The sequence below is a fragment of the Microtetraspora sp. NBRC 16547 genome, from assembly GCF_030268965.1.
Classification (GTDB): domain Bacteria; phylum Actinomycetota; class Actinomycetes; order Streptosporangiales; family Streptosporangiaceae; genus Microtetraspora.
In genome coordinates, this window is record NZ_BSSE01000004.1 from 200,887 (window position 1) to 227,701 (window position 26,815).

General features: G+C 70.1%; 24 protein-coding genes and 1 tRNA gene. 13 read left to right on the top strand and 12 right to left on the bottom strand.

The features are described from left to right. The first annotated feature begins 6 nt into the window (after positions 1-6). Complete coding sequence (locus QSK17_RS08330; RefSeq protein WP_285703944.1) at positions 7-1,335, top strand: NAD(P)/FAD-dependent oxidoreductase; 1,329 nt, start codon at positions 7-9, stop codon at positions 1,333-1,335. A gap of 142 nt (positions 1,336-1,477) precedes the next feature. After that, a tRNA-Leu gene (locus tag QSK17_RS08335) sits at positions 1,478-1,553 on the top strand. A gap of 188 nt (positions 1,554-1,741) precedes the next feature. Here the strand turns inward: QSK17_RS08335 and QSK17_RS08340 are convergent. Next, entirely contained in the window at positions 1,742-2,362 is a 621-nt protein-coding gene (locus tag QSK17_RS08340) for a pentapeptide repeat-containing protein (protein WP_285703945.1), read from the bottom strand. Between the two features lie 97 nt (positions 2,363-2,459). Continuing rightward, complete coding sequence (locus QSK17_RS08345) at positions 2,460-2,930, bottom strand: GreA/GreB family elongation factor (protein WP_285703946.1); 471 nt, start codon at positions 2,928-2,930, stop codon at positions 2,460-2,462. Positions 2,931-3,084: 154 nt separating this feature from the next. On the opposite strand from QSK17_RS08345, the gene QSK17_RS08350 reads away from it, so the two are divergent. The 5 genes from QSK17_RS08350 (at position 3,085) to QSK17_RS08370 (ending at position 7,704) form a co-directional block, all read left to right on the top strand. Continuing rightward, complete coding sequence (locus tag QSK17_RS08350; RefSeq protein ID WP_285703947.1) at positions 3,085-4,620, top strand: PucR family transcriptional regulator; 1,536 nt, start codon at positions 3,085-3,087, stop codon at positions 4,618-4,620. Positions 4,621-4,766: 146 nt separating this feature from the next. Next, on the top strand, positions 4,767-5,969 hold the full coding sequence (locus QSK17_RS08355) for an NAD(P)/FAD-dependent oxidoreductase (RefSeq protein WP_502889172.1): 1,203 nt from the start codon (positions 4,767-4,769) through the stop codon (positions 5,967-5,969). A gap of 251 nt (positions 5,970-6,220) precedes the next feature. Next, positions 6,221-6,910, top strand: coding sequence for a Bax inhibitor-1/YccA family protein (locus QSK17_RS08360; protein WP_502889173.1), 690 nt, complete (start codon positions 6,221-6,223; stop codon positions 6,908-6,910). Between the two features lie 108 nt (positions 6,911-7,018). Next, positions 7,019-7,246: a DUF4287 domain-containing protein gene (locus tag QSK17_RS08365; protein WP_285703950.1), complete on the top strand. Its 228-nt coding sequence runs from the start codon at positions 7,019-7,021 to the stop codon at positions 7,244-7,246. A gap of 47 nt (positions 7,247-7,293) precedes the next feature. Beyond that, the gene (locus tag QSK17_RS08370; protein ID WP_285703951.1) at positions 7,294-7,704 is read left to right on the top strand and encodes a PPOX class F420-dependent oxidoreductase; all 411 of its coding nucleotides are present in this window, start codon (positions 7,294-7,296) and stop codon (positions 7,702-7,704) included. Positions 7,705-7,727: 23 nt separating this feature from the next. On the opposite strand, the gene QSK17_RS08375 is transcribed toward QSK17_RS08370, so the two are convergent. From QSK17_RS08375 to QSK17_RS08385, 3 genes are all read right to left on the bottom strand, one after another. Continuing rightward, positions 7,728-8,945, bottom strand: a complete 1,218-nt coding sequence (locus QSK17_RS08375; protein ID WP_285703952.1) for an acetyl-CoA C-acetyltransferase — start codon at positions 8,943-8,945, stop codon at positions 7,728-7,730. A gap of 92 nt (positions 8,946-9,037) precedes the next feature. Then, complete coding sequence (locus QSK17_RS08380) at positions 9,038-10,393, bottom strand: outer membrane protein assembly factor BamB family protein (protein ID WP_285703953.1); 1,356 nt, start codon at positions 10,391-10,393, stop codon at positions 9,038-9,040. 47 nt (positions 10,394-10,440) lie between these two features. Continuing rightward, on the bottom strand, positions 10,441-11,418 hold the full coding sequence (locus tag QSK17_RS08385; RefSeq protein WP_285703954.1) for an SGNH/GDSL hydrolase family protein: 978 nt from the start codon (positions 11,416-11,418) through the stop codon (positions 10,441-10,443). Positions 11,419-11,543: 125 nt separating this feature from the next. Here QSK17_RS08385 and QSK17_RS08390 point away from each other — a divergent pair, with 125 nt between their 5' ends. Both QSK17_RS08390 and QSK17_RS08395 read left to right on the top strand, forming a co-directional pair. After that, entirely contained in the window at positions 11,544-12,914 is a 1,371-nt protein-coding gene (locus QSK17_RS08390) for a cystathionine beta-synthase (RefSeq protein ID WP_285703955.1), read from the top strand. 27 nt (positions 12,915-12,941) lie between these two features. After that, positions 12,942-14,081, top strand: coding sequence for a cystathionine gamma-synthase (locus tag QSK17_RS08395; RefSeq protein WP_285703956.1), 1,140 nt, complete (start codon positions 12,942-12,944; stop codon positions 14,079-14,081). A 3-nt stretch (positions 14,082-14,084) separates the two neighbouring features. Here the strand turns inward: QSK17_RS08395 and QSK17_RS08400 are convergent, their stop codons facing one another. From QSK17_RS08400 to QSK17_RS08415, 4 genes are all read right to left on the bottom strand, one after another. After that, a complete protein-coding gene (locus tag QSK17_RS08400) occupies positions 14,085-14,522 on the bottom strand; it encodes a DUF2269 family protein (protein WP_285703957.1) in 438 nt (145 codons plus the stop codon). A gap of 99 nt (positions 14,523-14,621) precedes the next feature. After that, entirely contained in the window at positions 14,622-16,565 is a 1,944-nt protein-coding gene (locus QSK17_RS08405) for a vWA domain-containing protein (RefSeq protein ID WP_285703958.1), read from the bottom strand. Positions 16,566-16,613: 48 nt separating this feature from the next. Then, positions 16,614-17,477 (bottom strand): hypothetical protein, encoded by an 864-nt coding sequence (locus tag QSK17_RS08410; protein ID WP_285703959.1) that lies wholly within the window; start codon positions 17,475-17,477, stop codon positions 16,614-16,616. Between the two features lie 90 nt (positions 17,478-17,567). Then, positions 17,568-18,977: a sigma 54-interacting transcriptional regulator gene (locus QSK17_RS08415; RefSeq protein WP_285703960.1), complete on the bottom strand. Its 1,410-nt coding sequence runs from the start codon at positions 18,975-18,977 to the stop codon at positions 17,568-17,570. 174 nt (positions 18,978-19,151) lie between these two features. Here QSK17_RS08415 and QSK17_RS08420 point away from each other — a divergent pair, with 174 nt between their 5' ends. Then, positions 19,152-20,321, top strand: a complete 1,170-nt coding sequence (locus QSK17_RS08420; protein ID WP_285703961.1) for an FIST signal transduction protein — start codon at positions 19,152-19,154, stop codon at positions 20,319-20,321. Here the strand turns inward: QSK17_RS08420 and QSK17_RS08425 are convergent. Continuing rightward, a complete protein-coding gene (locus tag QSK17_RS08425) occupies positions 20,318-21,691 on the bottom strand; it encodes a pyridoxal phosphate-dependent decarboxylase family protein (RefSeq protein WP_285703962.1) in 1,374 nt (457 codons plus the stop codon). The genes QSK17_RS08420 and QSK17_RS08425 overlap by 4 nt on opposite strands. A 162-nt stretch (positions 21,692-21,853) precedes the next feature. Here QSK17_RS08425 and QSK17_RS08430 point away from each other — a divergent pair, with 162 nt between their 5' ends. From QSK17_RS08430 to ilvA, 3 genes are all read left to right on the top strand, one after another. Beyond that, positions 21,854-22,426, top strand: coding sequence for an RNA polymerase sigma factor (locus QSK17_RS08430; RefSeq protein WP_285703963.1), 573 nt, complete (start codon positions 21,854-21,856; stop codon positions 22,424-22,426). Continuing rightward, a complete protein-coding gene (locus QSK17_RS08435; RefSeq protein WP_285703964.1) occupies positions 22,423-23,097 on the top strand; it encodes a hypothetical protein in 675 nt (224 codons plus the stop codon). The genes QSK17_RS08430 and QSK17_RS08435 overlap by 4 nt, the downstream gene beginning before the upstream one ends. A 129-nt stretch (positions 23,098-23,226) precedes the next feature. Continuing rightward, positions 23,227-24,441, top strand: a complete 1,215-nt coding sequence (gene ilvA / locus QSK17_RS08440) for a threonine ammonia-lyase (protein WP_285703965.1) — start codon at positions 23,227-23,229, stop codon at positions 24,439-24,441. A 177-nt stretch (positions 24,442-24,618) separates the two neighbouring features. Here ilvA and QSK17_RS08445 read toward each other — a convergent pair whose 3' ends face one another. Beyond that, positions 24,619-26,094 carry a M1 family metallopeptidase gene (locus QSK17_RS08445; RefSeq protein ID WP_285704166.1) on the bottom strand — a complete coding sequence of 492 codons (1,476 nt, stop codon included), beginning with the start codon at positions 26,092-26,094 and terminating at the stop codon, positions 24,619-24,621. Positions 26,095-26,132: 38 nt separating this feature from the next. Then, a complete protein-coding gene (locus QSK17_RS08450) occupies positions 26,133-26,660 on the bottom strand; it encodes an RDD family protein (RefSeq protein WP_285703966.1) in 528 nt (175 codons plus the stop codon). Positions 26,661-26,815: the final 155 nt, after the last annotated feature.

The following is a 26,815-nucleotide window of genomic DNA, read 5'->3' on the forward strand; positions in this document are numbered from 1 at the left end:
CCCGTGGTGAACCGCAAGTCAAAGCACATCCTCATCGTCGGCGGTGGATACGTGGGCCTCTACACCGGTCTGCGGCTCCAGCGAACGCTCCGTCGTGAGCTGCGCGAGGGGACTGTGCGGATCACGCTCATCGATCCCCAGTCGTACATGACCTACCAGCCGTTCCTTCCGGAGGCGGCGGCCGGGAACATCTCCCCCCGCCACGTCGTCGCCCCGCTCCGCAGGGTGTTGCCCAAGATCCGCATCCTCAACGGCAAGGTGTCCAAGGTTCACCACGAGGCCAGGACGGTGACTTTCGAGCCGGGCACCGGCCAGTCGCGCGAGATCGAGTACGACGTCATCGTCATGGCGGCCGGCTCCGTCTCGCGTACGCTGCCCATCCCGGGCCTCGCCGACGCCGCCATCGGCTTCAAGACCGTCGGCGAGGCGATCGCGCTGCGCAACCGCGTGATCGCCCTGCTCGACCGCGCCGAGACCAGCGAGGACGAGGACGTGCGCCGCCGCGCGCTCACCTTCGTCGTGGTCGGCGGCGGGTTCGCCGGCATCGAGGCCCTCGCCGAGCTCGAGGACATGACCGAGGACGCGATCAAGTACTACCCGAGCATCGAGAAGAAGGACCTGCGCTGGGTCCTCATCGAGGCGTCGGACCGGATCCTGCCCGAGGTCGGCCCCGAGATGGGCAAGTGGACCGCCGAGCAGCTCCGCGAGCGCGGCATCGAGCTCAAGCTGGAGACCTTCCTCCAGTCGTGCGAGGGTGGCCTGGTCAAGACCTCGGACGGCGACGAGTTCGAGTCCGCCACGATCGTGTGGACCGCCGGCGTCAAGCCGAGCCCGGTCGTCAACTCGGGTGACCTGCCCCTCGACGAGCGCGGCCGGATCAAGACCACCACCCGGCTGACGATCACCGGCACCAAGGGCGCCTTCTCCGCCGGTGACGTCGCGGGCGTGCCCGACATGATGAACGCCGGCCAGTACTGCGCCCCCAACGCGCAGCACGCCGTACGGCAGTCGAAGGTCCTCGGTGACAACATCACCGCGTACCTGCGTGGCGACCAGTTGAAGGACTACCGGCACAGGTATGCCGGGTCGGTCGCCGGTCTCGGCCTCTACCGGGGCGTGGCCAACGTCTACGGCGTCAAGCTGCGCGGGTTCCCCGCGTGGTTCATGCACCGGACCTACCACCTGTCCCGGGTCCCCACGGTGAACCGGAAGGTCCGCGTGGTGGCCGACTGGACCCTGTCCCTCTTCTTCCGCAGGGAGACGGTGTCGCTCGGCGAGATCGAGCACCCGCGTGAGATTTTCAAGGCCGCAGCGGCCTCGATGCCCAAGAAGTAGATCAGTAGAATCCCGCTCACCGTACGGCGTGCGCCCCTCGACAGGGGGCGCACGCCGTACGGCTTTCCATGTCCGGAAGAAGGAGAAGCGGCGTAAGGTCCAACCAGTTACAGATGAGCGATCCGTGACGTATGATCGCGGCGCCCCCGTAGCCCAATGGCAGAGGCAAGCCCCTTAAAAGGGCTCCGGTGTGGGTTCGAGTCCCACCGGGGGCACCATCCGCATGCCCGCGATACGCGTCTCTGACCAGCGAAAACACCGATTTCCGCGTTCACCCGCCGGTCCGGCGCGGCCCTGGGCTCAGATCGCCGGGCCGAATTGGACGATCATCGGGTTCCGCCCTTCCTGAGGCCCGCGCCGCCGGCCGGGCGCGTACGGCCACGAGTCCGGCGAGAGCGGTCCGACGTCAGTCGGCGCGGACGTCCAGGCCCAGGGCGATGGCGAGCAGGACGGCCTGCTGGACGTCGATCACGGCGCCCTTCAGATCGACGGAGAGCGGGTCCACGGAGGACAGATCGCTGCCGCGTAGGTCGCAGCGGGACAGGTTGGCGGCGCGCAGCCAGGCGCCGGACAGGTCCACCTTGCGGAGGGTCGCCCCTTCCAGCCGGGCGCCGCTGAGATCGGCCTCGCGCATCCGCAGGTCGGTGAAGGTGGCGCCGCGCAGGTCGGCGCCGGGGAGCCCGGCGAAGGACCAGTCCCCGCCCTCGACCTTGAGCAGGTCGAAGGTGCAGCCGTCGAACACGCTGCCCACCATCTTGCAGCCGGTGAAGGTGGAGTCGAAGAACGAGCACCGGACGAACGTGCAGTTGGTGAAGGCGGCGTCGGTGTGCGTGGACGCGTTGAACTTGACGCCGCGGAAGGTGCACTCGGAGAAGACGGCGCCGTGACCGAACGCCTCGGTCATGTCGACGTCGACGAAGAGGACCTGGCTGTGCTCGTGACCCGATAGATCCTCACTGTCCCAGTCCGCGCCGTGGACGGTGGTGAAGGTCGGCGCGGCCGGCCGACCGTACTTGCGCACGGCCACGGGTGGGCTCCTGACGTCGGGTTCGGTGGCGGGCATGATTCTGCCCCCGGGGTACGACAAAAATCGCGGGCGGCCCGGGGGCGTCGACATAGTCGTTTCAGCCGGTTGTGTGGTGCCCGAAGGGGACGGCCTTGACCAGCGTCACCTTCATCGTCCGGCCGTTGGGCAGCTCGTACGACCGCTCCTCGCCCTCCCTGGCACCCGTCAAGGCCATGCCGAGCGGGGAGTTCGGGGAGTAGACCGGGATGTCGCCACCGACGGACTCGTCCCTGACCCCCATGAGGAAGGTCTCGGTCTCCTCCTCGCCGTCATAACGGACGGTCAGCACCATGCCCGGCTCGGCGACCCCGTCGTCCGGGGGATCCTCGCCGACCACGGCGTTCTTGAGGAGATCCTGGATCTGGTGGATGCGCGCCTGCCGGCGCTCCCGCCCCATGATCTCCTCGTTGCTGTCCGGGTCGTGCGGCGCGGCGTCGTCGCCGTCGCGGTGCCCGAGCAGCCCGGCCAGCTCCTCTCGCAGCCGGTCGTACGCGTCCTGGGTGAGCCATGTCCGCTGTGTGCTGGTCATGTCGCGCCTCCTTTTGTCCACATAACACAAAGACACAGCCCGATACGGACTGTGCCCAGTGCAATTATATCTACCTGTCAAGCCAGTTAAAGGTCCGATCTGCGTTACCGTTGGAGGGAATGTCGGCGATCCGGTGACTCTGCGAGCGTGAACGATGGTGGTCCTGGGGCAGCTCCTGGACATCCTCGGCACCCTGGGCGCCTGCGAGTGCCGGGGCCCGGTCGACCGGGAGACCAAGCTGCGTGGCCTGGCCCTGTACGACCCGTCGGACCCCCAGGTGGCGGCGGGTGACCAGGTCATGCTCGGGGTCGGGATCGACACCCCGGCGAGAGCCGCCCGCCTGCTGGCCGAGACCGACGCCGCCGTCGTGGTTCTGCGCGGCGGGTTCTCACTGGACCAGGGAGTCACGGGCGCGGCCCGCGACTCCGGGATCCCGGTGGTGCTGGTCGATCCCGGCGTCTCCTGGGGGCAGCTCGTCGCGGTGATCCACACGCTGGTGTTCGGCGAGCGCGTCGCGGCCAAGGCGGCGGCGCCGGGAGGGCTGTTCGACCTCGCCGACACCATCGCCGGAGCGGTTGACGGGCCGGTGACCATAGAGGACGTCCACGCCCGTGTTCTCGCCTACTCCCACCGTCAGCAGGACGTGGACCAGGCGCGGTTGCGCACCATCCTGGGCCGCCGTGTCCCGGACGAGACGCTGGAGGCGCTGCGCGATCAGGGTGTCTTCACTCACCTGGACGAATCCGACGAACCGCTGTTCGTGCCCGAACTCAGCAGCGAGCTGACCGCGCGGGTGGTCGTGGCGGTGCGCGCGGGCCGCGAGCTGCTCGGCTCGGTGTGGGTGGAGGTCGACGGGCCCCTGTCGCCCGGGCAGAACGCGGCGCTGGTGGCCGGCGCCCGGGTGGCCGCGACCCACCTGCTGACCACCCGCGCGAGCGCCGATCTGGAACGCCGGGTCGAGGCGGATCTGGTGCAGAGCCTGATCGAGGGCGCCGCCGACGCGCCGGCCGCGCTGTTGCGGCTCGGGCTGCCCGCGACCGACCTGCGGGTCATCGCGCTGCGCGCCGACGGAGGCGCGGACGCGATGCTGCTCGCGGCGCGCCACGCGACCATCGGCTTCACCTGGTCGCGTCCCGGCCGCAGCGCTCTCGTCGGTGACGTGCTGTACACCGTCCTCTCCGGCGGCAAGGACGCGGACGCGGCCCGCACCTGGGTGCGGGTGCTCGCGCGCGATCTCCCGTCGGACGCCAGGGTGTGGGCGGGGGTCGGCGGCCCCGCGGACGTGTCCCAGCTGCCGGCCAGCAGGAGCGAGGCCGATGAGAGCCTGGTGATCCACATGTCCGACCCGGACGCGGAGCTGCCCGTCACCTACGACGCCGTCTGGGACCGCATCGTACTGCGCCGTCTCGCCGGCGCGGCCGCGGCGGGGAGGATGCCCACCAGCGGCCCGGTGATCGACCTGGCCCGCCACGACGCCGAACACGGCACCGAGTACGTCCCCACGCTGCGCGAGCTGCTCCGCGCGCAGGGCGACCTCCGGGAGGCGTCCGCCCGGCTGGCCGTCCATCCCAACACGGTGCGGTACCGCCTGCGGAAGATGTCCGAGGCCACCCGGCTGGAGCTCGACGACCCGCGCAAGCGCCTGGCGATGATGATCGCACTTGAGGTCGGCGCGGCGATGTCCGGATAGAACAACTGGATCGCCATCGGTTGTCCGAAAATGGCAGCTCCAGCCTCTTCCATGGCGTACATGCTGGTGGTGTACGTCTCAAGAGAGGGAGAGCAGTCGTGGCGGAGGAGAAGTCACCGCGCAGCGTCGTGGTGGTAGGGGCCGGGATGGTCGGCCTGTCGGTGGCATGGTTCCTCCAGGAGCGAGGAGTCGAGGTCACGGTGGTCGACCGGGCCGGCGTGGCCGCCGGTGCGTCCTGGGGCAACGCCGGATGGCTGTCCCCCGGCCTCGCCATCCCGCTGCCCGAACCCAGCGTCCTGCGGTACGGCATGCGCTCGCTGCTCGACCGTGACGCGCCGTTGTACATTCCGACCAAGCCGGACCCGCGGCTGTGGGCCTTCCTCACCAAGTTCGCCACCCACTGCACCATGCGGCAGTGGGAGCGCGGCATGCAGTCCTACCGCCCGATCAACGCCCAGTGCCTGGACGCCTTCGACGTCCTGACCTCGAACGGCGTCGAGGCCCCCACGATCGAGGCGCCGATCATGGCCGCCTTCGAGAAGGCCGGCCAGGCGGACGACCTGCGCCGCGAGCTCGAACTGATCCTGCGTTCCGGGCAGGAGATCAGCTTCACGGAGATCCCCGGCGACAAGATCGCCGCAGAGGTCCCGCAGATCTCGTCCAACGTCGAGCTGGCGATCCGGCTGGACGGCCAGCGCTACATCGACCCCGGCGCCTTCACCCAGTCGCTCGCGGACGCCGTGGTCGCCCGCGGCGGCCGGATCCGTACCGGCTTCACGGCGCGGAACCTGCGCCACGGCGCGCGCGGTGTCACCGTCGAGGCGTACGCGGGAGACCCGGAGCACGCGGACGCGGTCGTGATCGCGACCGGAGCGTGGCTGAACGACCTCGCCCGGCCGCTGGGCGTGCGCACCCCCGTCCAAGCCGGCCGTGGGTACTCGTTCACCGTGCCGACCGAGCAGACCGTTCCGTGCCCGATCTACTTCCCCGCCACCCGCGTCGCCTGCACGCCGTACCAGGGCCAGCTCCGGGTGGCCGGGACCATGGAGTTCCGCTCGCCCGACCACCCGCTGGACACCGGCCGGGTCGCCTCGATCATCAAGGCCAGCCGGCCGCTGCTCACGGGAGTCGACTGGTCGAAGCGGACCGACACCTGGGTCGGTCCCCGTCCCGTCACCCCCGACGGGCTTCCGCTCATCGGCGGCACTCGGGTGCCCAGCGTCTACATCGCCGGAGGCCACGGCATGTGGGGCGTCACCCTCGGCCCGGTGACCGGTCAGCTCCTCGCCGAGCAGATCGTCCTCGGCAAGCAGCCCGCCGAGCTGCGCCCCTTCAGCCCCGTCCGCTGACCACGCGAGGACCGGACGTCCACCGGAGTTCCTTTTCCAGGAACTCCGGTGGGGAACTCCGCTCACCTGACGATCGTTGGAAACGGCAGTGGACTGGCGTAACGCCCGCTTGAGATGCTGGCGTCGCACGCTGATCGGAAAGTCGGAGGCAGAGCGTGGAGAGCAGGAACCCCATATTCAGCCAGCGGGGCGCCCCCGGGGGGCAGTCGACCTTGGCAGGTCCGACCCCCAGTGTCCAGCAGTTGAACGCCATGTACGCGCCTTCCTACGCCCCTCCGGCGGAGCGCGCGATGACCATGGACGATGTTGTCGTGCGCGGCTTCATGACCCTCGGCACGCTGGTCCTCTCGGCCGCCGTCGCGTGGTACATGGGGATCGGCTGGTCGATCGCGGCCCCTGCGATGATCGTCGGCCTCATCCTCGGGCTGATCGTCTCATTCCGGCAGAGCACCAACCCGGCGCTCATCCTCGGCTACGCCCTCTGCTACGGCATCGCCATCGGCGTGCTCAGCCGCATGTACGAGGGCGTCTTCCACGGCATCGTCCTGCAGGCCGTCCTCGGCACGATGCTGGCCTTCGGCGGCACGCTCGCGGTCTACACGCTGAAGATCTTCCGGCCCACGCCGAAGTTCACCAAGTTCGTCATCGGCGCGAGTCTGGCCGCGGTCGGCCTCATGCTCGTGAACTGGATCGCCGGCTTCTTCGTGACCGGCGGCCTCGGTCTGCGCGCCGACAACCCCATCGGCTGGATCTTCAGCATCGCGATGATCCTGCTCGGCTGCTTCTTCCTGCTCCTCGACTTCGACGAGATCGAGAGAGGTGTGCGGAACGGTGTTCCGGCGCGGTTCTCCTGGCTGATGGCCTTCGGCCTGACGTTGAGCCTGGTTTGGCTCTACCTGGAGATCCTCCGGTTCATCAGCTACTTCACGGACAACGACTAATCTCTGTGATCAATATTTCATAACGAAACGATTTCCGTTGAGGTCTTGTCAAGCCGGGACGGGTAAGGCAGTGTCGAGCGCAAAGGAGCCTTATCCGTGGAGGTGCTCATGACGTTGAACCACTCACCGGAGACACAGACCAAGCTCATCGCGCGCGTCCCCACCATCACCGGGCGCGCCCTCCCCGAGTGGTTCCAAACAATCGACAACGGCCCGGCTTTCCTGAGATGTGACGAGCGGGCCAACTGGCTCGCCGACGAGCACGGGCTCACCCACGGCTACGCGGTCGCCATCGTCCTCGAGCACGAGCGGCGGCGCAGGGGCCGGCAGTTCTGATCTGATGTCGCCCGCGCCGTCCTCGGCGCGGGCGCATCATTGTCTTCATGGACTTGGACAAGGCACGCGCCTTCCTCAGGAACAACCACCGCGCGGTCATGCTCACCTGGCAGGCCGACGGGCGGCCGCAGATGTCTCCCGTCGCCGTCGGCGTCGACCGCGACGGATACGCGGTCGTCAGCAGCCGCGAGACGGCCGTCAAGACCCGCAACCTGCGCGGCAATCCTCAGGTGTTTCTCACCGTCACGACCGACGCTTTCTACGGCGAATGGGTCCAGATCCAGGGCACCGCCGAGATCATCTCGCTGCCGGACGCGATGGACCGGCTGGTCGACTACTACCGCGGCCTCAGTGGTGAGCATCCCGACTGGGACGACTACCGCGCCGCCATGGTGCGGGACCGCCGCGTGATCATACGGATCGCGATCGACCGCGCCGGCCCCGACTTCCATGGCTAGCCCGGATTAGCCCAGCACCAGCACTAGCTCAGCCGCTCGACGATCATGGCCATGCCCTGGCCGCCGCCGACGCACATGGTCTCCAGACCGATCGACTTGTCGTGGAACTGGAGGCTGTTGAGCAGCGTGGACGTGATGCGGGCACCGGTCATGCCGAAGGGGTGGCCGACGGCGATCGCGCCACCGTTCACGTTCAACCGGTCGATGTCGATGCCGAGCTCCCGGTAGGACGGGATGACCTGGGCAGCGAAGGCCTCGTTGATCTCGACGAGGTCGACGTCGCCGATGGACATGCCGGCCCGGGCGAGCGCCTGCTTGGACGCCTCGATCGGGCCGAGACCCATGATCTCGGGTGAGAGACCGGTGACACCGGTGGAGACGATCCGCGCCAGGGGAGTGATCCCCAGGGACGCGGCCTTGGTGTCGCTCATGATGACGACCGCGGCGGCGCCGTCGTTCAGCGGGCAGCAGTTGCCCGCGGTGACGGTGCCGTCGGGCCGGAAGACCGGCTTCAGCTGCGACACCGCGTCGTACGTCGTGCCCGCGCGCGGACCGTCGTCCTTGCTCACCACGGTGCCATCGGGGAGGGTCGCCGGGGTGATGTCCTTCTCCCAGAAGCCGCTCGCGATGGCCTTCTCGGCGAGGTTCTGCGAGCGTACGCCGAACTCGTCCTGCTCCTGGCGGGTGACGCCCTTGAGGCGGGCGACGTTCTCGGCGGTCTGGCCCATCGCGATGTAGATGTCCGGCAGCGTGCCGTCCTCGCGGGGGTCGTGCCAGTCCTGGCCGCCCTCGGCCAGCTTCGCGGTCCGCGCGTTCGCCCCCTCGAACAGCGGGTTCTGCGTCTCGGGAAGCGAGTCGGAGCTGCCCTTGGCGAACCGGGAGACGCACTCGACGCCGGCGGAGATGAACACGTCGCCCTCGCCGGCCCTGATCGCGTGCATCGCCATCCGGGTGGTCTGCAGCGAGGAGGAGCAGTAACGAGTGACGGTCGTGCCGGGCACGCCGTCCAGCCCGAGCAACACCGAGACGACGCGTGCCAGGTTGAAGCCCTGCTCGCCGCCCGGCAGCCCGCAGCCGAGCATCAGGTCGTCGATGTCGTTCGGGTCGAGCTGGGGCACCTTGGCCAGTGCGGCGCTGATCATCTGGGCGGTGAGGTCGTCCGGACGGATGTCCTTGAGCGACCCCTTGAAAGCACGTCCGATCGGCGATCGGGCCGTCGCGACGATGACTGCCTCAGGCATGTGGCTCTCCTGCCTAGTCCGTTTCTGCGGAGGTTACCCCCGGGTACGGCGGACGCCATCCCCGGGGGGCCACAAAACAGAACTTTCTACGGTCAGCCGTACATGCCGGGAGATGTGGTGGTCCCATCCTTGATCGCGTGCAGCGCGCCCTTCTCGTCCCGCCAGATCCGCCAGCCGCTCTGGCTGCCGGTGAACCACGTGGGCGGGGCCCCGGCGGTGGTGATCCGCCGGCCGGTGGCGAGATCGAACTCGCACAGCGCGGCGATCGAGTAGAACCCCGAGGCGATGCCGGTGAGCTTCAGCGGTTGCGGGTCGGTCACGCAGAACGACCACCCCTTGGCGCCCTGCACCTCGGCGGGCTGGCCGCTGATCAGGTTGAAGGCGGTGCCGGGCGCGCTGGGCTTCAGGAAGCCCAGCGTGTCCATCTTCTGCGGGAACGCGAGCCACCATCCCGAGCCGGGCACCTGGGCCGCGGTGATCTGGCCGACGACCCGGCCGGAATCGCCGTCCAGCCGGGCGAAGCCGCCGTACTGGCCCTGCTGGTCGACGGGACGGACGATCGGCGAGAGCGCGGGGTTGCCGCTGGGGTAGACCCGGACCACCGACGGCCGCATCCACTCCAGGACGCCGTCCGCGAGCCGGAGCGAGAACAGCCCGAACATCGAGGTCCTCTTGGTGTGCGGGTCGGTGTACGGCGCGACGTAGCCGACCAGGTTGGTGTCGGTCGCGCCGAAGGCCCAGCCGCCGGACATGTTGACGCCGGCGCCGAGCGCCTGCTCGACGGGGAGCTGCCACAGGGTCTTGCCGGTCTTCAGGTCGTGCGCCTCCAGCACGGGATGGCTGGCGAGCCGCAGCAGCACGACCCGGGTGGGATCCGACCACTCCACCTCGGCGATGCCGGGAAGCCGCCAGACGGTCTGGCCGGTCAGGGGATCCAGCACGACCAGCCGGGCCGTGTTGAGCGCGGTGTGCTCGGACAGGCAGAGGTACGGCCCGCACCGCTGGGGGCCGAACGTCGAATGGACCGGCCTGGTCCACTTCTGGCGGCCCGTGCGGGCGTCCCTGGTGACCAGGGTGGCGTTCCACTGGCCCTGCTTGACGGGGTCGATCGCGGCGACGACGGCCTGGCCGCGCCCGGCGTCGACGACCGCGGGGGCCTGCACGCCCATTCCCGGCAGCCGTCCGGTCATCGTCGCGGGGTTGGCCCAGAGCTTCTGCCCCGTCGTCTCGTCGAGCGCGACGGTCTCCAGGGTGCCGTCCGGCTTCATCGAGGTGGTCGCGGCGACGCCCGCCCCCGTGGTGGTGCGGCTCACGGCGTTCACGTCGGTGTTCTGCCAGGTGGGGTACTTCTTCGCGGCGGCGGCGTCGCTCTGGGTGCAGCCGGTCAGGGCCCCGCAGGTCAGCAGGGCGGCCGAGGCGAGCGTGAGGGTGACTTTCGCGCGGGTCATATCACTCCTACTGGGGGTGACGGCCGGGTCGCGAAAGGTGACCGACCTTAGGCGCTCTTGGATATCGGCCCGGGACGCCGGCGGAGCAGCGTCGCCCACCGTCCCTGGGGGCCGACCGCCCGGCCGGCGACCCGGGTCGCGCTGACCTCGGTGCCGGGTTCTTCCACGGCCATTGCCGCCAATAGGTATTGCGATCCTTCGACGCGCTGGGGCTCGGGCTCGGGCCACAATCCCAACGCGGCGCATACAGACGGTAGCACTGTGTACGCGGCCTGTAGGTAACCTCTGGCAGATGGGTGATATCGATCGGGGCCGAACATCTCGGCAGGGTTCGTGTCGAAGTCGGGTCCGAGCAGGTCGGCGAAGGCCACCGTCCGGCCGCCGGCTTCGACGACGGCCACGGTCTGGGCCGCGGCGAGCTGCCGTGACCAGCGCCGCGTGACCCAGCGCAGGGGCTGCGGGATGGGCCGGATCGAGCCCAGATCGGGGCACGTCCCCACGACCACCTCCGCCCCGGCCTCGCGCAGCCGGCGCACCGCCTTCTGCAGGTGCCGTACGGCATGGGCGGGGAGGGTGGCGGTGGTGACGTCGTTGGCGCCGACGAAGATGACCGCGATGTCGGGTTCCGCGGCGATCGCGCGGTCCACCTGGGGGCCGAGATCGGCCGAGGCGGCGCCCGACTGGCCGACGACGGTGAGGTGCACCGGGCGTTCCGCCACCGCGGCCAGGCCGTGGGCGAGGTTGACCGCCGGAGTGTTGGTGGGAAGCGCCATGCCGAGCCCCACGGAGGTCGAGTCGCCCAGCATGACCATCCGGATGGGCTCGCCCTCGAAATCGCCGTAGACACCGTCGGCGTCGGGGCCGTCCATGCCGTAGGGGTTTCCCACGATCCGCCGGGCGATCAGCGCCTCCGCCATGAGCAGGCCGTACGTCGCGACACCCAGTGCGGTGATGCCTCCGCCGCCCATCGCGGCCGCGGTCGCGATCCGGCGCGCGGCGCGCGCCGCTCCCGGTGTCCAGATCACCTGCTCTCCCTGGTGTAGGTGACGGTACCTTTTGGTAGAGAAACTAGCCCAGTTCCGGCCACCCCCTCGGGATGACGGCTGCAGGCAGGCTGACAAAGCTTCGGTAAACCAAGGCGGTCTTCGCGGTGCGCGTACATGATTCCCTGATCGAGCTGATGGGTGACACCCCGCTCGTACGGCTGCGCAAGGTGACGGCGGGCTTGCCCGCCCAAGTGCTGGCCAAAGTGGAATATTTCAACCCGGGCGGTTCGGTCAAAGACCGGATCGCGCTGAGGATGGTGGAGGCGGCCGAGAAAAGCGGCGCGCTGAAGCCCGGCGGGACGATCGTCGAGCCGACATCGGGGAACACCGGTGTCGGTCTGGCCATCGTGGCCCAGGAAAAGGGCTACAAGTGCCTGTTCGTCTGCCCGGACAAGGTCGCCCAGGACAAGATCGCGGTGCTCAGGGCCTACGGCGCCGACGTCGTGGTCTGCCCGACGGCTGTCGCGCCCGACCACCCCGACTCCTACTACTCGGTGTCCGACCGGCTGGCCCGCGAGACGCCGAACGCGTGGAAGCCGGATCAGTACTCCAACCCCGAGAACCCCGCGAGCCACTACCACTCGACCGGCCCGGAGATCTGGGAGCAGACGGAGGGCAGGATCACCCACTTCGTCGCCGGTGTGGGGACGGGCGGCACGATCAGCGGCACCGGGCGCTACCTCAAGGAGGTCTCCGGCGGCCGGGTCAAGGTCATCGGCGCCGACCCCGAGGGCTCGGTCTACTCCGGCGGCACCGGCCGGCCCTACCTCGTCGAGGGCGTCGGCGAGGACATCTGGCCCGCGACGTACGACACGACGATCTGCGACCAGGTGATCGCGGTCTCGGACAAGGACTCCTTCGGGATGACCCGCCGCCTCGCCCGCGAGGAGGCGCTGCTGGTCGGCGGTTCCTGCGGCATGGCCGTGGTCGCCGCGCTGCGCGTGGCGCGCGACGCGGGGCCCGACGACGTCGTGGTCGTGCTGCTGCCGGACGGCGGCCGCGGCTACCTCTCCAAGATCTTCAACGACGAGTGGATGGCCGACTACGGCTTCCTCACCACGTCGACGGACGAGGGCCTGGTCGGCGACGTGCTGCAACGCAAGGGCAGCGGCATGCCCGAGTTCGTGCACGTCCACCCGCACGAGTCGGTCGGCACCGCCATCTCGATCATGCGGGAGTACAGCGTCTCCCAGCTCCCGGTCATGAAGGAGGAGCCGCCGGTCATGGCGGCCGAGGTGGTCGGCTCGATCATCGAGCGCGACCTCCTTGAGGGTCTGTATCGCGGGAAGGTCGCCTCCGAGGACCCGCTGGGCGACCACATGTCCTCGCCGCTCCCGATGATCGGTTTCGGCGAGCCGGTCTCGCGCGCGGTCGAGGCACTGGAGAAGGCGGACGCGGCCGTGGTCCTCGACGACGGCAAGCCGGTCGGCCTCCTCACTCGCCAGGACCTGCTCGCGTTCCTCGCGTCGAGCTGAACAACGTTCGGGAAGGTTATCTCTGTGATGAACGAAGGCTTCGAGACGCTGGCCATCCACGCGGGTCAGGAGGCGGATCCGCACACGGGGGCGGTTGTGCCGCCCATCTACGCCGTGTCCACGTACAAGCAGGACGGCGTGGGCGGGCTGCGCGCGGGTTACGAGTACAGCCGCTCGGCGAACCCGACCAGGACCGCGCTTGAGGAGTGCCTCGCCGCCGTCGAGGGAGGCGCCCGCGGTCTCGCGTTCGCCTCGGGACTCGCCGCCGAGGACACCCTGCTCCGCACGGTGTGCGCCCCGGGTGACCACGTCCTGATCCCGGACGACGCCTACGGCGGCACCTTCCGGCTGTTCGCCAAGGTGCTGGAGCGGTGGGGCGTGTCCTACGACCCGGTGCCGCTCGGCGACGTGGACGCGGTCCGCGCCGCGGTACGGCCCGAGACCAAGGTGATCTGGGTCGAGACGCCCACCAACCCGCTGCTCGGGATCGCCGACATCGCCGCGCTGGCGTCGGTGGCCCACGACGCGGGCGCGCTGCTGGTCGTGGACAACACGTTCGCCTCGCCGTACCTGCAGCAGCCGGTGGCGCTCGGCGCGGACGTGGTGGTCCACTCGACGACGAAGTACGTCGGGGGACACTCGGACGTCGTCGGCGGCGCGCTGGTGGCCGCGTCGGCGGAGCTCGGAGAGCGGCTCGCCTACCACCAGAACGCCATGGGCGCGGTGGCCGGGCCGTTCGACGCCTGGCTGACGCTGCGCGGGCTGAAGACGCTGGCCGTCCGGATGGAGCGGCACTGCGACAACGCCGAGCGCGTGGTCGAGCTGCTGGCGTCCCACCCGAAGGTGACCCAGGTTCTCTATCCGGGGCTGCCCGAGCACCCGGGGCACGAGGTCGCGGCGAAGCAGATGCGGCGCTTCGGCGGGATGGTGTCGTTCCGGGTCGCCGGAGGCGAGGAGGCCGCGGTCGCGGTGTGCGACCGGGCGAAGCTGTTCACGCTCGGCGAGTCGCTCGGCGGTGTCGAGTCGCTGATCGAGCACCCGGGACGGATGACCCACGCGTCGGCCGCCGGGTCACCGCTGGAGGTGCCCGGCGACCTCGTCCGGCTGTCGGTCGGCATCGAGACGGTCGAGGACCTGCTCGCCGACCTGACCCAGGCGCTCGGCTAGCGATTAGCGAGTCGAGGCGAAGAGGACCATAAGGAACAGGATCACCAGCCAGATCACGGCGGCGATGCCGCCCATGGCGGCGATCCGGCCGATCTGTACCCTGGCGTCGTCCTCCGGGCTCTCGCTCGACAGAGCCTGGATGGCGGTGCCCTGGTCTCGCGCGACGAAGACCATGAGCACGGCGGCGACGACGAAGAGCGTCATCGACGCCGAGAGCCATGGCGCGCCCAGGTCGCTGCCGCCGAGGATGAGCCCGGTGATGAACACGCCCAGCGTCAGCACCCCGAAGATCCGGGTGCTCCGCTGGAGATAGCGCAGGACGCCGAGGTCGCGCGAGCGGATATAGCGCGGGACGGAACTCGTCACCGCGGTCAGGGGCCCGATGGCGAAGATCGCGAACCCGATGTGCAGCCACAGCAGCACCTTGCCGAGAAACGACATGTGGCCGAGGCTATCGCCTGAGTGATCCGATCGGGAGGACGGCCACTGTCCAGGTGGCCAGGTCGTGTCCTCGGCTTGCCGGCGGATCTGGCGGCGGACCTAGCGGGCGCGGCGGCTGCGCAGGAAGTCGCTGACGACGTACTCGCCGAGTCGCTCGGCGCTGGGGGAGAAGACCCGGCCTCCGTTGCGCCGGGCGACCTCGTCGACGAAGGCGCGCAGCCGCTCGTCGGCGGCCAGCATGAACACGTTGATGGTCGCCCGCCGACGGGTCATCTTGTCGACCTCGGCGAGGGTGAGTTCGAGGGTCTCCGGCGAGGGCGGCCAGTCGAAGCGCGGCACGCCGTTGCGGAGCAGGTGGGCCGTGGGCTCGCCGTCGGTGACCACCAGGACGACCGGCTCGAAGTCCGGGTGCCGGTCGAGGTGGCGGCCGGCGATCAGCAGCGCGTGGTGCAGGTTGGTGCCCTGGACCATGTCCCACTCCAGCCCGGCCAGCTCGTCGGCCCGGAGCACCCGCGCGTAGTTCGAGAACCCGATGATCTGCACGGCGTCCTGCGGGAACTTGGCAGTCACCAGCGCCTGGAGGGCCAGCGCGGTCTGCTTGGCCGCCGCCCAGGTGCCCCGCAGGGCCATGGAGTACGACAGGTCGACCAGCAGGCAGACCGCCGCCGCGGACCTCCGCTCGGTCTCCATGATCTCGAAGTCGTCGACCGAGAGGGTGACCGGGGAGCCGCCGCCGCGCCGTACGCCGTTGACGATCGTGCGGACGACGTCGATCGGCTGCTCGTCGCCGAACCGCCAGGGCCGGGTGGATCCGGTCAGCTCGCCCGCGGCCCCGGCGTCCCGCTGGTCGTGGTCGCCGCGGCGGCTGGACTGGAGCGAGGAGAACGCCCGGCGGAGCGCGGTCTCGCCGAGCCGGCGCACGGCCTTCGGGGTGAGTTCGAGCTTGCCGCGGTGGCGGCGGAGGTATCCCTGGGCCTCCAGCTCGCGTTCGATCCGCCGGAGGGCCTCCAGGTCGTCCACCGCGGACCGGCCGAGCGCCCGCCGGATCGCCGCCTCGTCGATGTCGTCGAGCCGGGCTCCGGGGTAATCCTGGCGGAGGGCGGACTCCAGCTCGCCGAGGTCGGCCAGCTCCTGCAGGGCGGTCACGGCGTCGCCCATGCCCATGGGGTCCTCGCCGGACAGCCGCTCGGGCGAGTCCCAGGCGAGATCGGGACGCCGGGCGTACAGGCTCTCGCCGAGGCGGCGCATCTGCTCGGCCAGCCCGGCCTGCTCCAGCGTCTGCTCGATCAGGCCGGCCAGCTCGGCCCGCTGCTCCGGGGTCAGCGACGCGAGCAGCCGTTGCGCCGCCGCGGCCCGGCGGGCGAGCTGGTCGACGAGTTCCTCGAGGTTCCGCGGATTCTCCGGGAACATATCCCCATATTTCCGCATAAAGTCGGCGAAATCGTCTTGGGTGTGCTCCCCGCGGGCGTCCCGGTCGAGCATGTCGTTGAGGTCCGTCATCATCTGGCGGACCCGCTCCATGGCGGCGGGATCGGGGTTGGCCAGCGCGTCCCGCATGCCGCGGAACCGGCTGTCCAGGACCTCCCTGCGGAGCAGGTCGCGCAGCTCGTCGAACGTCCGGCGCGCGGCCGCCGAGCGCCAGTCGTAGGAGCCGAGCTCCTGAACGGCCCGGGACGTGTCAGCGGGAAGCGCGTCGAGCGCCGCCTCCCGGAACCTGGCGTCGTCCGACGGGTCGGGGAACAGCTCGGCCCGCTCCTGCCCGATCGCGGTGTCCAGCAGGGTGCGGGCCCGTTCCAGGGTCCCGTCGAGCCGGGTGCCCGACCGCAGCTCCCCGCGGCGTCGCCGTACCTGGCGGAGCAGGTCGTCCAGGCCGCGCCGTTCCGAGGCTCCGGGGAGGCCGCGTCTCAGCAGGTCACGCAGCGCGTCCAGCGGTGTCGATCCGGACAGGATGGCGTCGCCCATGCCGTCCAGCGCCTCGCGCACGTCGTACGGCGGGGCCAATGGATCCGGCCCGTCGTGATACTCCCCGTACAGGTAAGCCACGGGACCACGCTACCCGCCGGTGCCGGACCCGTCAGGGGCGCGAGGCGATCACGGCGCGCACTGGGCGCCCTGGCAGGGATACACCTCCCGGACCTCCGCGATCTCTCCGCTGGCCGGGAGATAGTCCAGCTTCACCTGCATCTCCTTCCGCGCGCCGAGGACGCGGGCGAGGTCGGTGTTCCTGCACTGCAGGGTCCCCACGCCGTCCGAGTCGGCGTTCGTCGGCTGGAACGACTCATCGGCGCAGGTCGCACTGACACGGAAGAAGGGCGTCAGACCGGTGTAGACGAGGGTGACGGGGGCGCCGGACCGCTTCGTGAAGGAGTAACCGGTCTTCGGCACCCTCTTCACCGCGTAAGGCGTGAAGACGACGGCACCCGCGCCCGAGGGGGTGACCTCGCCGAACGCCGTCCTGGGGTCCTGCGGGGCATAGAGGAACTCGCGAGCCTGGGTGGCGGCGCCGGTGCCCGGGTCATACGTGACCTTCACCGGAACCGGGCCGAGACCGAGCGTGAACGACAGGTCCTTGTCGGTGCAGCGGGTGGTGCCGAGGCCCTTGGCGTCGATCGCGACCTTGCCCTCGGTCTCCTTGAGGTCGCACGCGGTCGTGACCCTGCGATAGTCCAGTGACCGCCCGAACGTCACCCGCACGTCCTTGGCGGAGACGAGCGGCCGGACCTGGTACCGCTTGCTCTTGAGCTGCACCTTCCTGGGGCTGATGATCATCGCGCCCGTGCCGTCCGGGCGGGCGAAGCCGTACACGGTCCGTGTCGGCGCGGACTGGGCCGCGCGGGCCCCACCCGTCGTCGTCTGCTGCTGTGCCGTCGCACCCTGGGCTACCTGGGCGCAACCGGTCACGGTGATCGTGACCAGTGTGGCGACTGCGAACGGGACGCGACCTCGCGTGAACATGATGGGCCCCCATGGTGGTAGCGGCGGTTGTTGCGCTACTTCAGATGGCGCCATCGGAGAAAAAGTTGCTGGAGGAAGGTCACGATCCGATCATGTGCGGTAGACGGCGCCTCCGGGGAGCTCGTCCTTGGAGAGGCGGCGCAGGAGGTAGAGCCCTTCGAGCGCGAACTCCAGGGCCGCCGCGGCGTGACCGGGGGATTCGTCGCCCTCGCCCATGCCCAGCAGCGACATGATCTTGGCCAGGCCGTCCACCCGGCCGATGCGGCGCAGCAGCTCGGTGGCGGGCACCAGTTCGCCGGACTCCACCCGGGCGCCCTCGGAGAACCTGGCGAGCAGCCCGGACAGGTCGGCGCCGCCCAGCGAGCCCCGGAACGTCTCGGCGGTCGCCCGGCGCAGGAGATGGGCGAGGACCTCGACCTCGCGCCCCTCCTCGCTCACCTCGAACTCGACCTTGCCGCGCAGCGTGTGCACGACGCCGGGAAGGTCGCACACCCGGGCCACCGCGCGCTCCTCACCGGACAGCGCGGCCCGCCGTACGGCGGAGGCGGCGGCGGTCTCGGCGGCGGCGATCGAGAACCGCGCGGAGACCCCGGAGCGGCCGTCGACCGCGCTGGACTCGCGGACCAGCCGGGTGAACCTGGCGACGACCTCGACGAGGTGATCCGGGAGGTCGGCGCCGAGCTCGTGCAGCGCGGCCTCCTGCCGGATCAGGACCAGCTCGTCGGCGATGCTGCGGGGGTAGTGCGTGCGGATCTCCGCGCCGAACCGGTCCTTGAGCGGCGTGATGATGCGGCCGCGGTTGGTGTAGTCCTCGGGGTTGGCGCTGGCGATCAACAGGATGTCGAGCGGGAGGCGCAGGTTGTATCCCCGGACCTGGATGTCGCGCTCCTCCAGCACGTTGAGCAGCGAGACCTGGATGCGCTCGGCGAGGTCGGGCAGCTCGTTGACCGAGAAGACCCCCCGGTTCGTCCGCGGCACGAGGCCGTAATGGACGGTCTCGGGGTCGCCGAGGGTGCGGCCTTCGGCGATCTTGATCGGGTCCACGTCGCCGATGAGGTCGCCCACCGAGGTGTCGGGCGTGGCCAGCTTCTCGCCGTAGCGGTCGTCGCGGTGCCGCCAGGCCACGGGCAGCGCGTCGCCCGCCGAGGCGGCCAGCCGTACGCACCGGACGCAGGCCGGGGCATAGGGGTGGTCGTTGATCTCGCAGCCCTCGACGACGGGCGTCCACTCGTCGAGCAGGCCGGCGACCGTGCGGATCAGCCGGGTCTTTCCCTGGCCGCGCTCGCCGAGGAGCACCAGATCGTGGCCCGCGATGAGGGCGCGTTCCAGGTGCGGCAGCACGGACTCGTCGAAACCGACGATGCCGGGGAACCGGGGCTCCCCCGAACGCAGCCGGGTGAGGAGGTTCTCGCGGATCTCGGCCTTCACGGTCCGATGGACGTGTCCACTCTCGCGCAGCTCGCGCAGAGTGCTGGGAGCAGGTGCGGGCGATTCGTGCACGGAGTCGAGACTACGTCGCCGTGGGGAGATCCGGCATCTCAGTACGCGTGGGGATCTTGACTATTGTGTGAGGCCTATTGTGCGTCGATCCCCCCGTAGTGGGGAGAATCGGGGCAAGAGGGCAATTAGCGGCCCAGTAGTGACCCAGCAGTGTCGACAGGAGGAGGCGAGACGATGGCGGTTATGACGAGCCGGTTCGCCGATGGTCTCGCCGTGGGCACCGATCTCGTGGAGACGGCCGAGGCCGCCATCCGGCAGGCCCTGGCCGGGCTTTCCGGGCGACCCGACCTGGTCTGCTTCTTCATCTGCGGGGACGATGCCGACGACGTCACGCGTGCCGGGCAACGCGCCATGTCCCTGGTGTCCGGCGCGCACGTAATCGGATGCAGCGCCACCGGCGTGATCGGGGACGCACAGGGGGTGGAGCTCCGGCCCTCGGTGAGCGCCTGGGCCGCGTCACTCGGCGACGCCGAGGTGACGACCTTCGCCCTGGAGACGCTCCGTACCGAGGACCGTTTCGTGGTCATCGGCCTGCCGGAACGCGGGCCGGAGGACAGGGTCGCGATCCTGCTCGCCGACCCCTACAGCTTCCCGACGGACGCGTTCGTCGAGCATTCCGCCGAGGTGCTCGGCAACCTGCCGATCATCGGCGGCCTGGCCAACGCGCTCGCGGGCCGCGACTCGGTACGACTCTTCGCGGACGGCGAGACGTACACGGAGGGCGCGATCGGCGTCATCCTGGGGGGCTCGCTGAAGGTGAGCACCGTGGTCAGCCAGGGCTGTCGCCCGATCGGGCCGACGATGGTGGTCACCCGGTCCGAGGACAACCTGCTGCTCGAACTGGCCGGCCAGCCCGCGCTCGCCCGTCTGGAGGACATCGTGAGCGGGCTCGGCGAGGCGGACCGGGAGCTGGTCGCGTCCGGGCTGCAGATCGGACTCGCCATGGACGAGTACGCGGAGCGCCACGAACGCGGAGATTTCCTCATCAGAGGCGTGCTCGGCATCGACCCCGAGCGGGAGGCCGTCGCCATCGGGGACGTGGTGGAGATCGGCAGGACCGTGCGCTTCCAGGTCAGGGACGCCGAGACCGCGGATGAGGACCTGTACGACCTGCTCGACGACTACGCCAACCAGGGCGGCCGGGTGGACGGCGCGCTTCTGTTCTCCTGCAACGGGCGGGGCTCCGCCATGTTCGGCTCGGCCGACCACGACGCCCTCGCCGTGCGCGACACGCTTGGGCCCATCGGCGTGGCGGGATTCTTCGCCGCCGGAGAGCTCGGCCCGGTGTCCGGGCAGAACCACGTGCACGGATTCACCGCGTCCATCCTGGTCTTCTCGTCCTAGAGATCCGTCCGCTGGGCGAGCTGCTCCAGCCGCTGGTGCAGGTGGTCCACATAGTCCTCGGACTCGGGCTTCATCAGGACGCTGCGCAGGATCCGGGCCCCGTCGGCGTCCTGAGCGATCTTCGGATGCCGGGCCGCCATGGCCTCCGCCCCGACCCGGAGCGTGCTCACGAAGACCGGGTCCTCGGCGTCCGCCATGCCGTCCTGGAGGATTCGGGCGCTTGCCGCGTCGATCCGGCTCAGCGTGGCGGGCTCGGTCACCGGGAAATAGCCGACGATGTCGAGCTCCGGCCGCTGGTACAGATCCAGGTGCTCGGACTCCTCGATCAGCTCGGCCCAGCGCACCGCCGCGCGCCGCCCGGCGGCGAGGACCTGCCCCAGCCCGTCCCGCGTGGGCGGAAGGAGCTGGAAGGTGAGCCACAGGGCCGCGGCGGCGGCGCCGGCGCGCGAGCACTCCAGGCTGATCTCCCCGAGGTGCAGCTCCTCCGAGGTGAAGTAGGTGTACGGGGAGTCATGGAGGTAGAAGCGGCCGACAGCCGGGTCGCGGAACAGCACCGCGCCACAGCCATACGGCTGGAGTCCGTGCTTGTGCGGGTCCACCACCACCGAGTCACACTGCGCGATCGCCCGCCAGGGCTCCTCGGGCAGCCCCTCCGGCCCGTCAGAGCCGGCCAGCAGCGTGAAGAAGCCCCCGTAGGCGGCGTCCACGTGGATGCGCACGCCGTACCGCTCACGCAGCGCCAGCGCCTCGTGGATCGGATCGACCGTGCCGAGCGCGGTGGTGCCCGCGGTGAGCACCACGGTGCCGACGCGTCCCGCGCGCAGCAGCTCCTCCAGCGCGTCGAGGTCCATCGCACCGCGGCCGTCCACCGGCACCGGATGTCCCTCGATCCCCAGGACCCCGCACATGCGGCTGTGCGTGTAGTGGGCCTCGGCGCTGTACGCGACGCCCCGGTCCGGGTGGAGTTCCCTGGCGACGAAGAGGGCTTCCAGGTTGGCGATGGTGCCGCTGGTGGTGAGATGCCCCAGATGCGTGTCCAGGCCGAACATCGCCGCCAGCCGCGCGACCACCTCGCGCTCCATCGCGGCGGTGGCCGGGCCGCCGTCCAGCGCGTGGTTGTTGGGGTTGATCAGCATGGCGGACAGGTAGCCCACGACCGCGGCCGGGTGCGGCGGCTTGAGCATCTGCCCGGCGTACCGCGGGTGGAAGAACGGAAAGTTGTCCCGCAGTCGCTCGCTGAACAGGTCGAACGCCGCGCCGAAGCGCTCATCGTCGATCCGCAGCGAGGGATGCGGGGTGACCTGCCCGAAGGTACGGGACCAGGTCTCGTTGGCGGTCACCGCCTCGTCGAGCCAGCGTCGCAAATCCATGAAGGCGCTCTCCTGACTTCATTTGGTCTCAAACAAAATATGCGTGCTCGATCGCCGCGCGCCAGTGCCGTACGGGGCTGGAGTTGCGGGCGTGTGTAACGGTTGATCGGGGTTCGTCCAAGCACGGGTGTATTCCGCAGGACGACAAAGGGAGCGACGCTGGTGCGCCTGAAACAGACGGGACTGGCGGACATCGCCGATGATCCCGTGGCATTCGAAGCCTTCTATCGGCGCCATTTCGAGGCCGTGACCCGGTTCCTGGCACGGCGGGTGGGGGACCCGCACGCCGTGGCCGACCTCACGGCCGAGGTGTTCCTCGCGGTGCTCGACTCCGCGCACACCTACCGGCCGGGCAAGGGCAGCGAGATCGCCTGGCTGTACGGCGTGGCCCGCAACACGCTGCTCGCCGAGCGGCGCCGCTCGGCCAGAGAGTTGCGTGCGAACAGCCGGATCGCGGGGCGCCGGCTGCTCGAAAGCGACGACGTGTCCCGGCTGGAGGATCGGATCGACGCCGAGTCTCCCGCCCGGCGGGCCATGGAGGCGATGGCCGGACTCCCGGAGAACGACCGGGCTCTGCTGGAACTCGTCGCGGTCGACGGCCTCAGTCCGGCGGAGGCCGCCGCCGCCCTCGGCATCCGGCAGGGAACGGCCCGAGTCAGGCTCCACCGCGCGCGTCGCGCGCTCCAGCAGATCCCCGGCGTCGTGCCACCTCTCGTGATGGAAGGACACCGATGAACGACACGTTCGAAGACCGCCTGCTCGCCGAGCTCAAGACCGAGATGGCCATCCGGCCCGCACGTGCCGCCGCTCCGCGCCGGATGACCGGCCGCCGGATCTTCGCCGCGGCCGGAGTCCTCGGGCTCGCGGCGGCCGCGGCCGTCGCCGTGCCGATGGTGGTCGGCACGGACACCCCCGCGTACGCGCTGACGAAGAACGCCGACGGCTCGATCAATCTCAAGATCCACGAGTTCCGGGACCCGGACCAGGTCGAAAGGGATCTGGCTGGCATGGGTGTGACCGCCGACATCACCTACCTGCCCCTGGGCAAGTGGTGCGGCAATCTCCGCGTCACCCCTGTGGACGGCGATCATCTCTCGATGTCGCCAGAGGAACTGGCGAGCGAGGATCCGGCCGTGACGGAGAAAGCCCGGAAGAGGCTGCTGAGCTCGATCTCCTACAAGGCCATCGAGATGCGCAACGGCATCACGATCCATCCGGAGTACATCAAGCCCGGACAGGTCGCGGTGATCGAGGTCGCGGAGAACCAGGTGAAACCCACGGACAGCCCCGGGGTCGTCTGGTCCGTCCGTGGGCACCTGTCGGCCGGCCCGGCCAAGCCGTGCCAGGTGGTCGACCAGCCCGGCGCGTTCGAGGTCGGCGACGCCACCCCTCCGCCCGGTAGCTGACCGTTCACCGGCTCGTCCGTCAACGGCGGGGAGGCCGAAGACGCGATGTCGGCCCTCCCTCGTGAGCCCTGTGCGACACGGGGTGGGTGGGCCGCATGGCGACTGGCGGCCGAATGGCAGACTTCCGCCATGGGTGTCCCACAGGTGTCGTACGACGACGTCGTCGCCGCACGCAAGGTTCTCGACGGGGTGATCGTGCAGACCCCGGTCGTGCAGTCCCGGGTGCTGTCCGAGATGCTCGGCGGCCCGGTCCGTCTCAAGTGCGAGAACCTCCAGCGCGCCGGATCGTTCAAGGTGCGCGGCGCGTACGTCAGGATCGCGCGGCTCACCGACGAGGAGCGGGCCAGGGGCGTGGTCGCCGCCAGCGCGGGAAACCACGCCCAGGGGGTCGCGTTCGCCTCCGGGCTGCTGGGGGCGAAGTCGGTCGTCTACATGCCCGAGGGCGCTCCGCTGCCCAAGATCGAGGCCACCCGGGCGTACGGCGCGGACGTCGTCTTCGCGGGGCAGACGGTGGACGTGGCGCTGCAGGCCGCCAAGGAACACGCGGAGCGGTCGGGGGCGGTGTTCATCCACCCCTTCGACCACCCGGACGTGATCGCCGGGCAGGGGACGATCGGGCTGGAGATCCTGGAGCAGTTCCCGGAGGTCGGCACGATCGTGCTGCCGATCGGCGGCGGCGGGCTCGCGGCGGGCGTCGCACTCGCGGTGAAGTCGCTCCGCCCCGGCATCAGGATCGTCGGCGTGCAGGCCGAGCGGGCGGCGGCCTACCCCGAGTCCCTCGCCGCCGGGCATCCGGTCATGGTGGAGCCCATGTCCACGATGGCCGACGGGATCGCGGTCGGCCGCCCGGGTGAGCTGCCGTTCGAGCTGATCCACTACCTGGTGGACAGCGTCGTCACGGTGTCGGAGGAGTCGCTGTCCCGGGCGCTGCTGCTCTGCCTCGAACGCTCGAAGCTGGTCGTGGAGCCCGCGGGCGTGGCTGGGGTGGCCGCCCTCCTCGACCACCCGCACGCGTTCGATCCGCCGGTGGTCGCGGTGCTCTCGGGCGGCAACATCGACCCGCTGCTACTCGCCAAGGTGCTGCGGCACGGTCTCGCGGCGGCGGGGCGGTACCTCGCGTTCCGCATCCGGCTGACCGACCGGCCCGGAGCCCTGGCGGCGCTGCTCGCCAGGCTCGCGGACCTCGGCGCGAACGTGCTCGACGTGGTGCACGAGCGGGTCGCGCCGCGCCTGCATCTCGACGAGGCCGAGGTCCTGCTCCAGTTGGAGACCCGAGGACCCGCGCACTGCGACGAGGTCCTCGGCGCGCTGCGCCGCGACGGCTACAAGCTCACCTTCGGTTAGCGGCCCGGCAGGCCGGCCCGTCGAGTCACTTCGCCCCGGCCGGCCGGCCGTCAATCCAGCTTGGTCCACCAAGCCGGCGCTCTATCCACCCCGGCTCATCGGGCCGGTCCGTCGAGCCGCTTCGGCCCGTCAGGCCACCGCTGCCCGGTGGTTCAGCGGCGTCGCGGGAGATGCCGATCAGCCGAGGGTGGGGCGGGTGGGCTGGAAGAGCCACGCGTCGAAGAGCGGTCGCAGGTCCTTGCCGGACATCTTCTCCGCCATGGAGATGAACTCGTCCGTCGTGACATTTCCGTACTTGTACGTCGCGGCCCACTTCTTGACCAGGGCGAAGAACGTGCTGTCGCCGATCTTCTGGCGTAGGGCGTGCAGCGTCATGGCGCCGCGCGTGTAGACGGAGTCGTTGAACAGGTCGTCACGCTGGGCCTTGCCGGGCGGGTACGCCCACATCGCGTTGTCCGGGTCGTTGTACGCCGTCCGGAACATCTGCTCGGCGGTCGCCCCGCCGGTGTGCTCGGACCACAGCCACTCGGCGTAGGTCGCGAAGCCCTCGTTCAGCCACAGGTCCTGCCAGCGTTTGATGCTCAGGCTGTCGCCGAACCACTGGTGCGCCAGCTCGTGGGCGATGATGGTCGAGTCGGGCGCGAAGCCGCCGTAGATCGGCTTGGTCTGGTTCTCCAGCGCGTATCCCGCGCTGTAGTCGTCGATCACGCCGCCGGTCGAGGAGAACGGGTACGGCCCGAACACCGTCGCCCAGTAGTCGGTGATCTGGGCGCTCTTCGTGTAGAGGGTGTCGAGCGTGCCGCTGTACTTCGGGTCCGTCGCCGCGTAGACGGGGATGCCGCCGGGGGAGGTGCCGGTGCGCACGTCGAACTTCCCGGTCGTCATGGTGGCGAGATAGGTCGCCATGCGGTGCTTCTCGCGCCACACGAACGTCGTCTTGCCGCCGCTCGTCGTCGGCGGACCTGTCAGCTCGCCGTTCGCGATCGCGGTCACGCCCGCCGGCACGGTGATCTCGAAGTCGTACGTGGCCTTGTTCGAGGGGTGGTCGTTCGACGGGAACCACGTCTTGGCCCCGTTGGGCTCCCCGGTCACGAACGACCCGTCGTCCGTCGGGATGAACCCGTAACTGCCCAGGTTGGAGGAGTTGCGCACCGGGTCGGGGACGCCGGAGTAGTCCACGGTCACGGTGAAGGGCGCGTTCTTGGCGATCATCTTGGGCGCCGTGATGACCAACTCGTCACCGTCCCGGGTGAACGTCGCGTTGGAGCCGCCCACGGACACCCGGCTCACCGTGAACCCGTGCAGGTCCAGATCGAACCGCGACAGATCCTGTACGGCCTTCGCCTGGATGGAGGCGCTGCCCGCGAGCATCTTGGACGGCGGATCGTAGGACAGCTTCAGCGTGTAGTGCCCGACGTTGTACCCCCCGTTGCCGTCCAGAGGGAACGCGGGGTCGCCGATCCCCGGGGCGCCGATCGTGTCGGAACGGTCCACATGAGATCCGGGCGAAGTGGAGGCGACGTGTCTCGGCGAGGTCGCGGTGCCCCCGTCAGAGGACGCGCCCGTCGTGACCGCGCCCTCAGAGGGCGAGCACCCGATCACGGAGAACAGGGCGAGCGCGGCGAACATGGTGGTCAGTCGGCGTGCGGCCATCACCGAGCCAGCCTATGCGAGGAGACCCGTGCCCATCGTCATGCGTCCACCACGAGTGTCCCCGCAGCCTTGTCGTGCAGCGCCTGCTTCCTCCCGTCGAACACGATCCACCCGAGGTCCAGGATCCAGAGGCAGCACAGCCAGGCCAGCACGACTTCCGTGAGCTGCCGGATGGCGGCCTGCCCCACGCCGACGCGCTCCCCGCTCTCGCGGACCACCCGCATCCCGAAGATCTTCTTGCCCGGGGTCTGACCGTTCCAGTACGCGTGGAAGAGCCAGAAATAGAGGAAGCCGACGACGCTCGCCAGATAGGTGTGGGTGACGTCGACGAGCGTCACCGTGCCGGTCTCCGGTTCTGTGACGATCCGCCACGACGTCCAGACGATCGGTGACGAGATGATGGCGATGACGACGACGTCGAAGACGCCGGCGAACAGGCGGCGCCAGCGGCCGGCGAGCGACGGAGCCGCCGGCCCCAGGGGCGGCGGCTCCCACGGCGTCCCGGGCTCCGGCCGCTCCGGTCGCCCCGGTCGGGGTTCGCCCCCGGGCGGAAACGGTGGTTCCATGCCCTTTTGGTCACCAGGTGCCGGCCACCCGAAAGCCCCGGCCGCGCAAAATCGCCCAGGGTTTCCGCGCAGCGCACGCGCCCGCCCGCTCGCGCCTGCCCGCCCGCTCGCGCCTGCCCGCCCGCTCGCGCCTGCCCGCCCGCTCGCGCCCTCCC

Coding starts and splice junctions, on each gene's coding strand:
- QSK17_RS08420 (WP_285703961.1), top strand. CDS start 19,152: ATGGCGGTTATGACGAGCCGGTTCGCCGATGGTCTCGCCGTGGGCACC.
- QSK17_RS08355 (WP_502889172.1), top strand. CDS start 4,767: ATGGTCGGCCTGTCGGTGGCATGGTTCCTCCAGGAGCGAGGAGTCGAG.
- QSK17_RS08375 (WP_285703952.1), bottom strand. CDS start 8,945: ATGCCTGAGGCAGTCATCGTCGCGACGGCCCGATCGCCGATCGGACGT.
- QSK17_RS08410 (WP_285703959.1), bottom strand. CDS start 17,477: ATGTTCACGCGAGGTCGCGTCCCGTTCGCAGTCGCCACACTGGTCACG.
- QSK17_RS08380 (WP_285703953.1), bottom strand. CDS start 10,393: ATGACCCGCGCGAAAGTCACCCTCACGCTCGCCTCGGCCGCCCTGCTG.
- QSK17_RS08365 (WP_285703950.1), top strand. CDS start 7,019: ATGACGTTGAACCACTCACCGGAGACACAGACCAAGCTCATCGCGCGC.
- QSK17_RS08400 (WP_285703957.1), bottom strand. CDS start 14,522: ATGTCGTTTCTCGGCAAGGTGCTGCTGTGGCTGCACATCGGGTTCGCG.
- QSK17_RS08435 (WP_285703964.1), top strand. CDS start 22,423: ATGAACGACACGTTCGAAGACCGCCTGCTCGCCGAGCTCAAGACCGAG.
- QSK17_RS08350 (WP_285703947.1), top strand. CDS start 3,085: ATGGTGGTCCTGGGGCAGCTCCTGGACATCCTCGGCACCCTGGGCGCC.
- QSK17_RS08425 (WP_285703962.1), bottom strand. CDS start 21,691: ATGGATTTGCGACGCTGGCTCGACGAGGCGGTGACCGCCAACGAGACC.
- QSK17_RS08345 (WP_285703946.1), bottom strand. CDS start 2,930: ATGACCAGCACACAGCGGACATGGCTCACCCAGGACGCGTACGACCGG.
- QSK17_RS08395 (WP_285703956.1), top strand. CDS start 12,942: ATGAACGAAGGCTTCGAGACGCTGGCCATCCACGCGGGTCAGGAGGCG.
- QSK17_RS08360 (WP_502889173.1), top strand. CDS start 6,221: ATGTACGCGCCTTCCTACGCCCCTCCGGCGGAGCGCGCGATGACCATG.
- QSK17_RS08450 (WP_285703966.1), bottom strand. CDS start 26,660: ATGGAACCACCGTTTCCGCCCGGGGGCGAACCCCGACCGGGGCGACCG.
- ilvA (WP_285703965.1), top strand. CDS start 23,227: ATGGGTGTCCCACAGGTGTCGTACGACGACGTCGTCGCCGCACGCAAG.
- QSK17_RS08370 (WP_285703951.1), top strand. CDS start 7,294: ATGGACTTGGACAAGGCACGCGCCTTCCTCAGGAACAACCACCGCGCG.
- QSK17_RS08445 (WP_285704166.1), bottom strand. CDS start 26,094: ATGGCCGCACGCCGACTGACCACCATGTTCGCCGCGCTCGCCCTGTTC.